Raw genomic sequence first — 8,493 nt, forward strand, 5'->3', positions numbered from 1 at the left:
ACTTCAGAAGAATAGAAAACACTTAAAACTTTTCTTTATCTCCCTATCGCTCTTCCATCCCCCTATCTCCCTTCTTACATGAGCTCGATAACCGTTGTTGTACCACAGATTTCAAGTATGCTTGGCTAGCTCTTTAGAAGCTGATTGATTCTGTCAAAGAGCCACTTGCAAGAACTGCTGGACTTCGGAAAGGAACAAGGGTCTATCGTGCTGGATTTGAAAGAAGTACAACTCGTGGATCGTGAAATAATCGCTTTTTTGGCGCAATGTGAATCAGATGGAGTCACCCTGAGGGATTGCCCCGAATACATCCGGGAGTGGATTTCCAGTTCAAGGTAACAACGGGTAACAACGTCATCTTTAAATAATCGAGCGAACAACACCTCCATCGACTCGAAGGGCCGCACCGGTAGTGGCGGAAGACAAAGGCGAGGCGACGTAGGCAACAAGATTTGCGACTTCCTCGGTTGTGGCAAATCGCTTGAGCAGCGATGTAGGTCTAAGTTTTTCAAAGAATTCCTGCTCCACTTGTTCCACCGTCTTCTTCTCTTTGCGCGCAAAATCTTCGAGAAAAGTTGCAGCACCCTCCGATCTTGTGGGGCCGGGCAACACGGCATTCACTGTTACTCCGGTTCCGGCGACACTTTCGGCAAGGCCGCGTGAAATTGCAAGCATCGCAGTTTTTGTCATTCCGTAATGGATCATTTCAACTGGAATCTGAATGCCTGACTCACTTGAAATGAAGACGATGCGTCCCCAGTTTTTTTCTACCATGCGTGGAAGGTAATGACGGGAAAGTCTTACCCCGCTCATCACATTGACCTGAAAGAAGTGATTCCATTCTTCATCAGTGATTTGAACAAAATCTTTCGGACCAAATACTGCGACATTATTGATGAGAATATCCACTCGTGGATATTCCCTGATAATTGTCTGTACGCCTTCTACGGTTCCTAAATCAGCTGCCACCCCAGACAGGTGGGCGTTTGAATGGATGGCCGATAAATTGTTGAGTGCTTTTTCCACTTTCTCCTTGCTGCGTCCGTTAATTACGACAGATTGCGCCAGATTCGTAGAGTTGTTTTGCGATGGCGTACCCGATGCCGGCAGTGGATCCGGTAACGAGGGATGTTTTGTCATAGAAATCGATTTTCATTTTAAACAACGCCTCCATTGGACTGAACGTTTTGTCCGGTAATCCATCGTGCGTGATCGCTCGCCAAAAACACGGCAACGTCCGCAACGTCTTGCGGATCACCGACACGATGGAAAGGGGAAAGACTCGCTCCCAGCGGGCGGTATTCTTCAGGAAGCATGTCCGTGTCAGTTAATCCGGGAGAAAGACTATTCGCTGTAATGTTCCGCGACCCCAGCTCATGGGATAGCGCACGCACGAACTGCTCGATCGCGCCCTTGCTGCCGAGATACAGTGAGAAGTTGGGGAAGTTCATTTTTGTTCCGGCGGTGGAAATAGCAATGATGCGGCCGCCATCCCGCAGGCGTCTTGCGGCTTCCTGTAACGTGAAGAACACTCCTCTGGTGTTCACGTTGAACACGTAGTCGTAGTCTTCTTCAGTACTTTCAGTGAGGGGTTTGACCAACACAACACCGGCGTTTGCGACCACAATGTCGAGAGGTCCAACTGCTTTTTCCGCTTGATCAAATAGCTTCTTGACTTCACTGTGCTTTGTTAGATCGGCCTGGACCGTGACAGCTTTTCCGCCTTTCGCCAGGATGCCGTCTACAGTCTGTTGCGCAAGCTCCCGGTTGCGGGCGTAGTTAATGATCACAGAGGCCCCTTCGGCAGCGAGACGCTCCGCGATGGAGCGGCCAATGCCGCGTGAGCTTCCGGTTATCAACGCAGATTTGTTTTCAAGTAGCAGAGACATAGATCCTCCTTTGATCTCATAAATCTTTCATCTGTTTAAACATCTCACTGTAAACATAGGCAGTAGGAAGACACATTGTCAAGTAGTTATTTAACTACAGAAGTACTTGACAAGACCGGACGGTTTTCGTAACATCAGGGGATGTTAGAGAACGAAGAACAGGCCAAGATTTTTGACGCTCTATCGGACCCGATCCGGCTCCGCTTTGTTCGCGAGCTGGTGCGGGGAGGAGAATTGAGCGGAACAGCGATCGCCGACCGTCTGGGAATCAGTCTCGCGCTGCTCTGTCATCACTCGCGCATTCTAGTTGAGGCCGGCGTCATTACCAAACGCAAAATGGCGCAAACCGCCTATTTCCGGGCAAACCGAAAACTGCTCACAGAGAGCATGAAGAGCCTGCTTTCCTGAAATCCGCTATAAGCACACTAGGCACGCGACTCATTCCTCATCGAGTACCAGGCGATCGCCATTAACCATGCGCAGTAGGAGAGTACAAGGAGGCGGTTTGGCCATCCGATCCAAACGGCTGGGCTGAATTTTCCGCTGTTTAACGAAAGCAGGATGATCATCACGGCGTCCAGCAGTACAAGCGTGATCCATGTGGAGTGTGCTGTCCATCTGAGCACCTGCGTTGCGGTCGACCGCTGCCGGTTCCGGGTCAGACTCCGCGTGATGAGAACTGCTGCAATGGGCAAGCCTGGAATGCCGATCATACCAGCCAGTCCGTGCAATTTGCCGTGAGTTGTCAATTCTGCCTTGCTTGCAGTGATTGGATCTGCGACGAATATTCCGGCAAGCGCCAGTGAGGCAGCAACGACAAGAAGCAAAGCCAGTCCGATCTTACCTCCCCTCGTGCTGATTTGCTTTCGTATAGTGATGAATGCGGCAACGCAGCTCAAGGCCAGACAGAAAAATGCGAGTATCATCACCCATCCGTACCGCCCGATTGCGTATTCGCTGATGAAACGCCACGACGGATCGAACTCAGGTTTGAGAACATGCACTATAGCCAACAGAATCAGGAACAAAGTTGCCGTCATCACTGTCAGACGCGCTGAAATATTCGAAATCCGGGTTAAAGGCTGATCCGCTGCCAATCCTATGTGACTTTCAGATGTTACCGGTTGCATGGAATATCCTCCTACATTGGATAGTCGTTCGGTTCCAGAGCAAATCGACAGAACGGGTGGCGGACATTTCCGAATTCAATACTATTAGATGATCAACAATAAGGAGTGAGAAAATGACTCAGATAGAACGCGCTAATTTGCTAAACAGTCTCCACAGGAAGGGCGAGCCGTTGATTCTATTCAATATATGGGATGCCGGCAGCGCTAAGGTTTTACAAGAAATCGGCGCAAAAGCGATTGCGACCGGAAGCTGGTCAGTGGCTGCTGCACATGGGTTCCCGGATGGCGAGAAACTGCCGCTTGATTCGGCGCTCGCGAATCTGAAACGGATTGTTGAAAGCGTCGATCTTCCGGTAACGATCGATCTGGAAGGGGGATACGGAAGAGTGCAGGAGTCCGTAACAAAAGTCCTCCAGGCAGGAGCGGTGGGGATTAATTTTGAGGATCAGATTGTTGGCGGGGAGGGACTCTATTCGATTGAAGATCAGTCCGCTCGTATTCGCGCAATCCGGGAAGCCGCAGAAAATTTGTCCGTTCCACTTTTTATCAACGCCAGGACCGATATTTTTCTGAAGAACACAGACCATACTGAAGATCATTTGCAGGAAGCCGCGCGCCGGGCTGCATCCTATGCAGAATCCGGAGCGAGTGGATTTTTTGCTCCAGGCCTCATGGACGCAAAGCTGATTGAGAGATTGTGCGAACTTTCCCCTATACCTGTTAACATAATGATGTTTCCCGGCGTTCCATCACAGAAACAACTTGCTGAACTGGGAGTTGCACGCATTAGCTACGGTCCGATTCCATACCGGTTGGCAATGGAGGCGCTGAAAGAGGCCGGCCGCAAGGCGCTTTCGATGAGTTAGTTCCGGTACTTCAGAATCAAGACACAGTTAAATCCTTCTGAAGTACATGCCGCCTATCTTGCACGGAAGGAAGTCTCCTATCGGTCGATTTATGTGAGTGAGGATCTGGTGCGGAAAATTGCTGCTGATTTTGTAACAAGACGGCTGAGAGACCGGAATTCCAATTGGAGATTGAGGTGCTCCTCCTTGAGCTTATCGAATTGTTTTCAGATTACGGGAATCTTCGATACTGTTCCATGCAGCTTCCGGCCCAATATGCACAATCCAGAGTTCGCTCATAGTCCCTATCCAGGCCGATGGTGTTCAGTTCCGAACTGACTGAATCTCGAAAACGAACACACAGGTTTAGCAAGCTTCGCTTCGCAGTCGAATTCCTAAAGCTCTTAGCCGGTACGAAATTTGCAGGTTTGTAATCACTGCAAGTGAATTGGGTGATCGAGCCTTTGCGGACGATAGGTGGAGATTGGACAAGATTTGGCACGATTTTCGTTTTGCGATTCGCAATCTGTTGAAGAGCCCGCTATTTGTGGCGACAGCAGTGTGCACACTCGCGATTGGAATCGGAGCGAACACAGCAGTCTTCAGTCTTATAGACTCTGTGCTGCTAAGGCCATTGCCCCTGATCAAAGATCAACAGCGGCTCTTAAACTTGTTTACAGCAAATCGTAACGGAGAATATGGCCATTCTTCCTATCCCGATTACCTCGACTATCAGGAAGAGAAGGAAGTCTTTTCCGGAATGGCGGCGTTCCTCTCTGTTGATGTGAATCTCTCTTCAAACGGTTTTGCCGAAAGAATCAAAGGGGAATTGGTTTCCACCAATTATTTTGCGGTGCTTGGAGTACGTCCGGAACTAGGTCATGATTTCGATTCGAGAGTGGAAGAATCCACAGTAATGCTTGGGGCCGGGCTGTGGAAGCGACGGTTTGCTGGTGACCCAGGTGTAATAGGCAAGACCATTCTGATAAATCAGAAAAGCTTTACTGTGATTGGGATTATGCCTCAAGGATTCCGGGGAGCAAGTCTCGAATCCATGTCCGAGCTATGGGCTCCCGTGAAGGCGATCGTACACTTCATGCATGGGAAGTGAGACCCTCAGACGCAGGCATTGGAGCATCTTCAATATCCTTGGACGGCTTCAAGAGCGAATCAGTATCGATCAAGCACAAGCGGCCATTTCTGTTGTGGCTGCTCGTCTAGATGAGGCTGAGTCAGAATCCGCTCAGAAGCGAAAGATCACTCTCGTTCCTTTTCATCTTTCCAGATTTTCTCCTCATGAGAGACCGCAACTGATCCGTTACTCAGTTCTTCTCCTCGTCGTAGTCGGCCTCGTTCTCCTAATTGCATGCGTGAACCTTGCAAACCTCGTATTGGCCCGGGGGGCGGCGCGGCAGAAAGAGATTGCGGTGCGTGCAGTTATGGGAGCCACTCGCAGCGTTCTAATCCGTGAGTTGATGATGGAGAATATTCTGCTGACTTTTACCGGAAGTATGGCTGCTTTACTGCTTTTCCAATGGACGATTCCCCTGCTGCAGGAGCTCCGACTTCCTGTTCCAGTAGTTTTTCAGCTGAATATGGACCTACGTATCTTCGGCTTTGCTGCTCTCCTATCACTCGGTACAGCCACGTTATTTGGATTGCTCCCCGCTTTGCGCAGTTCCACTCCGGATCTGATTTCAGCGTTAAAAGACCATACTTCCCCCATCGCGAAGATGCGAGGCGTGGGGTTGAGACAGATTTTGGTCATTGCGCAAGTAGGACTCTGCATGATCCTTCTTATCGGCGCAGCGCTTCTTGTAAGGTCCTTGAAAAATTTGCACCGCGTAGATGTGGGGTTTGATTCGGAAAATGTTTTGGTCGCTTCTCTGGATCTTCATCTTCAAGGATATGACGAAGAGCAAGGATGGAATTTCTATCGGCGACTGACGGAACGGACTCAAACGATCACAGGCGTTAAGTCCGTAAGTTTGGTTAGTTTTGTACCTTTCATAAGCGATACAAAAAAACTGGCTCTGTATGTGGAAGGTTCGAAACCCGAGCCTGTTTTTGACATCGAACAAAACATTGTCGGCCTCAATTACTTTCAGACCATGCGGATTTCGCTCTTACAGGGACGGTCTTTTTCGGAGGAGGACAGGAAGGGAGCTCCTTGGGTTGCCGTAATCAACCGGACTATGGCTCACCGGTACTGGCCCGGAGAGAATCCGATTGGAAAGTGGGTAAGTACCTCCGGTACGGGAGGGCCGTACGTTCGGGTCATCGGAGTAGTTGCGGACAGCAAGTATCTGAGCATTCGTGAACCAGCGCGCCCGATTCTGTACTGGTCACACCTACAGATGTATGAACTTTTCGGTTCCACCATGAGTCTTTTGGTGCGGACTGATAGAGATGCGATTGCAATTTTGCCGGCAGTCCGACAGACCGTTCAGTCCTTGGATCGAAATCTACCGCTGTATGACGTTAAGACATTGTCGCAGCAAGTCTCTTCGTCGCTGGTGAGGGAGAGACAGTTGGCTGCGTTCCTAGGCGTCCTTGCGGTGTTGGCTATGATATTGGCTTGTGTAGGCCTTTATGGGATCCTTTCCTTTTCTGTGACCCAGGGTCTCCGGGAAATTGGAATCCGAATGGCTCTGGGAGCAGAAAGGCTTGATATCGTTCGTCTTGTCATCGGACAAGGGTCCCTTTTGGTTTTCATTGGAATCGGCATATTGGGGTTGCCCGGCGCATTCGTTCTGGCTCGTCTGTTGGAAAGTTTGTTATTTGGAGTAACTCCAACCGATTCATTCACCTATGTAATCGTGGCGTCTGTTCTGTTCCTCATCTCCTTGCTCGCCTGTTTCATCCCGGCACGAAGAGCCGCCAGGCTGGATCCCCTTGTAGCACTCCGCTACGAATGAATTCCTTTCAGAAGCCAACGGAATACTTCATTTGGTCAGGAGCTTGAAGTCTTCTACGGTAATTCCTGGAGGTCGATCAGCGTGACTCCCATGGAGGTAGCCGGTAATCTCCAGTTCTTTTCCGGCGGAGATTACCGCTTTTAGCTCTTCGAATTTTTTCCCTCCCTCTAGAACTACGCGCTCCTGCTTCAGTCCTAGAACAGTCAGGGCAAAGAAGCTATTGTATTTTTCGGTCTTTCCCCGCAAAGTAAGTTCGACTTGTGCCGCCGAAAAGCCGGCGTTTTTGATTGCTTCGGCAATCCGGGTGGGATCGAACAGTTTCTTTGGATCAACCGATATAAGGGTCCAGCCCGTTTTTAGATCCTGTACTTTTGCGTCGCGAACGCCTTCCAGGCGTTCCAGAGCCTTTTCTGCTCCATAGGCTCAAAGCGATCAAGCCATGCCATCGATCTTAACTCGCGCCCGCAAGACCTGACCAAAAGCCAAATTTGAGCCTGTTAGAAAAAGGACTGCCACCGCGACAAACATCCAGCCTATCCTCATGTTCATATTAACCTCCGGGTGATGGTTGCGTTTCGCTTAATTGAAGTTTTAAGATTCGTCCGCCGCCCACATCTGAAGCGTAAATGAAATCTTGTTGAACGGCAAGTTGCGTCGGCGATTGAAACACAGTACCGCGGATTACTCCCCCAACCTTCCATTGGGCCAGGAAGTGACCATCATCAGAAAGCATCAGGATGCGAAAGTTTCCACTATCAGCTATGTGTATGCGATTCTCAGCATCCACTGCGACGCCGGTGGGATCGGACAAAAGGCCCGCGCCCTCGATCTTCCTTATTATTTCACCCAAGAAATTCCCTTCACTATCAAACTTCTGAATACGGTAATTGTGCGTATCGGCAACGTAAACAGTTCCATCGGGTCCGACAGTTATTCCTACAGGATAATGGAGCATGCCGGGGCCGTTTCCGTCACCGCCCCACGAGCGGATCCATTTGCCGTCAGCGGTGAATTTCTGGATTCGGTGACCGTAGAATTCCAACACATAAACGTTTCCTTTTTCGTCCACATCTATGTTGACCGGTGAGGAGAACTGCCCCGCGTCGTTCCCGGCGCTTCCCCAGCCAAAAAGAAATTTACCGCCCGAATCGAAAACCACAACCCGATCCAGATCAAAATCCGCCACGTACACACGATCTCCACTGCTTGATGCAACATCAAGGGGACGCTTGAGCCTTTCCTTCCCGAAACGTCGAAGCAATTTGCCTTGTGGTGAGAAAACCACAATCGCAGCCGCCCGCGCATCGGCAACCAGAATATTTCCCTCCTTGCCCACTGCGATTCCTTGGGGCTCCTGAAGATGATCTTTCCACGCTTCAATCGGTTGATAGTGCAGTGGCACTTGTTTTTCGGCGATCTTGGGCCCTTCCGTCTCGCGCCTGCACGATGAGAGAAAGGAAACTGCTGCCAGCAAAGCAACCAAAAGGGCACGATTGACTTTCTTCTTAGTACACATATCGGAGGCCCACTACCAGTGAAAAATCCTTACCAGGCTGTAAGCCGTTCAGATTTTGGAGAGTGGGAATCTGAAAAGAAAACTCCAAAACCACGTTTGGTTGAAGAAAGAATTCAACGCCGGGGGAAACAAAGATCGTATGTCCGCCTGTATTGGCAAACTCAGTTCCGTTCTGCCGAGCTTTGGTTTCCAGCT

General features: G+C 49.9%; 9 protein-coding genes and 1 pseudogene. 4 read left to right on the plus strand and 6 right to left on the minus strand.

Annotated elements, in window-relative coordinates; all coding sequences use genetic code 11:
- Positions 1–360: 360 nt before the first annotated feature.
- Both L0156_02875 and L0156_02880 read right to left on the minus strand, forming a co-directional pair.
- Positions 361–1,156, minus strand: a pseudogene (locus tag L0156_02875) (SDR family oxidoreductase).
- 1 nt (position 1,157) lies between these two features.
- On the minus strand, positions 1,158–1,889 hold the full coding sequence (locus tag L0156_02880; protein MCI0601933.1) for an SDR family oxidoreductase: 732 nt from the start codon (positions 1,887–1,889) through the stop codon (positions 1,158–1,160).
- Between the two features lie 141 nt (positions 1,890–2,030).
- Here L0156_02880 and L0156_02885 point away from each other — a divergent pair, with 141 nt between their 5' ends.
- Complete coding sequence (locus L0156_02885; protein ID MCI0601934.1) at positions 2,031–2,297, plus strand: metalloregulator ArsR/SmtB family transcription factor; 267 nt, start codon at positions 2,031–2,033, stop codon at positions 2,295–2,297.
- A gap of 17 nt (positions 2,298–2,314) precedes the next feature.
- Here the strand turns inward: L0156_02885 and L0156_02890 are convergent, their stop codons facing one another.
- A complete protein-coding gene (locus L0156_02890) occupies positions 2,315–3,019 on the minus strand; it encodes a DUF998 domain-containing protein (GenBank protein MCI0601935.1) in 705 nt (234 codons plus the stop codon).
- 113 nt (positions 3,020–3,132) lie between these two features.
- Between L0156_02890 and L0156_02895 the strand changes: the two genes are divergently transcribed.
- The 3 genes from L0156_02895 to L0156_02905 all read left to right on the plus strand — a co-directional run bounded on the left by L0156_02895 (position 3,133) and on the right by L0156_02905 (position 6,782).
- Entirely contained in the window at positions 3,133–3,885 is a 753-nt protein-coding gene (locus tag L0156_02895) for an isocitrate lyase/phosphoenolpyruvate mutase family protein (GenBank protein MCI0601936.1), read from the plus strand.
- Positions 3,886–4,348: 463 nt separating this feature from the next.
- On the plus strand, positions 4,349–4,975 hold the full coding sequence (locus L0156_02900; GenBank protein ID MCI0601937.1) for an ABC transporter permease: 627 nt from the start codon (positions 4,349–4,351) through the stop codon (positions 4,973–4,975).
- Positions 4,965–6,782, plus strand: coding sequence for an ABC transporter permease (locus L0156_02905; protein ID MCI0601938.1), 1,818 nt, complete (start codon positions 4,965–4,967; stop codon positions 6,780–6,782). The genes L0156_02900 and L0156_02905 overlap by 11 nt, the downstream gene beginning before the upstream one ends.
- A 27-nt stretch (positions 6,783–6,809) precedes the next feature.
- On the opposite strand, the gene L0156_02910 is transcribed toward L0156_02905, so the two are convergent.
- The 3 genes from L0156_02910 to L0156_02920 form a co-directional block, all read right to left on the minus strand.
- Positions 6,810–7,028, minus strand: coding sequence for a hypothetical protein (locus L0156_02910; GenBank protein MCI0601939.1), 219 nt, complete (start codon positions 7,026–7,028; stop codon positions 6,810–6,812).
- 304 nt (positions 7,029–7,332) lie between these two features.
- Positions 7,333–8,298, minus strand: a complete 966-nt coding sequence (locus tag L0156_02915) for an NHL repeat-containing protein (GenBank protein ID MCI0601940.1) — start codon at positions 8,296–8,298, stop codon at positions 7,333–7,335.
- The coding region (locus tag L0156_02920) for a hypothetical protein (protein MCI0601941.1) at positions 8,288–8,493 on the minus strand (206 nt) is incomplete at its 5' end. The genes L0156_02920 and L0156_02915, both read right to left, overlap by 11 nt.

The organism is bacterium (genome assembly GCA_022616075.1).
In the GTDB taxonomy this organism is placed as follows: Bacteria; Acidobacteriota; HRBIN11; order JAKEFK01; family JAKEFK01; genus JAKEFK01.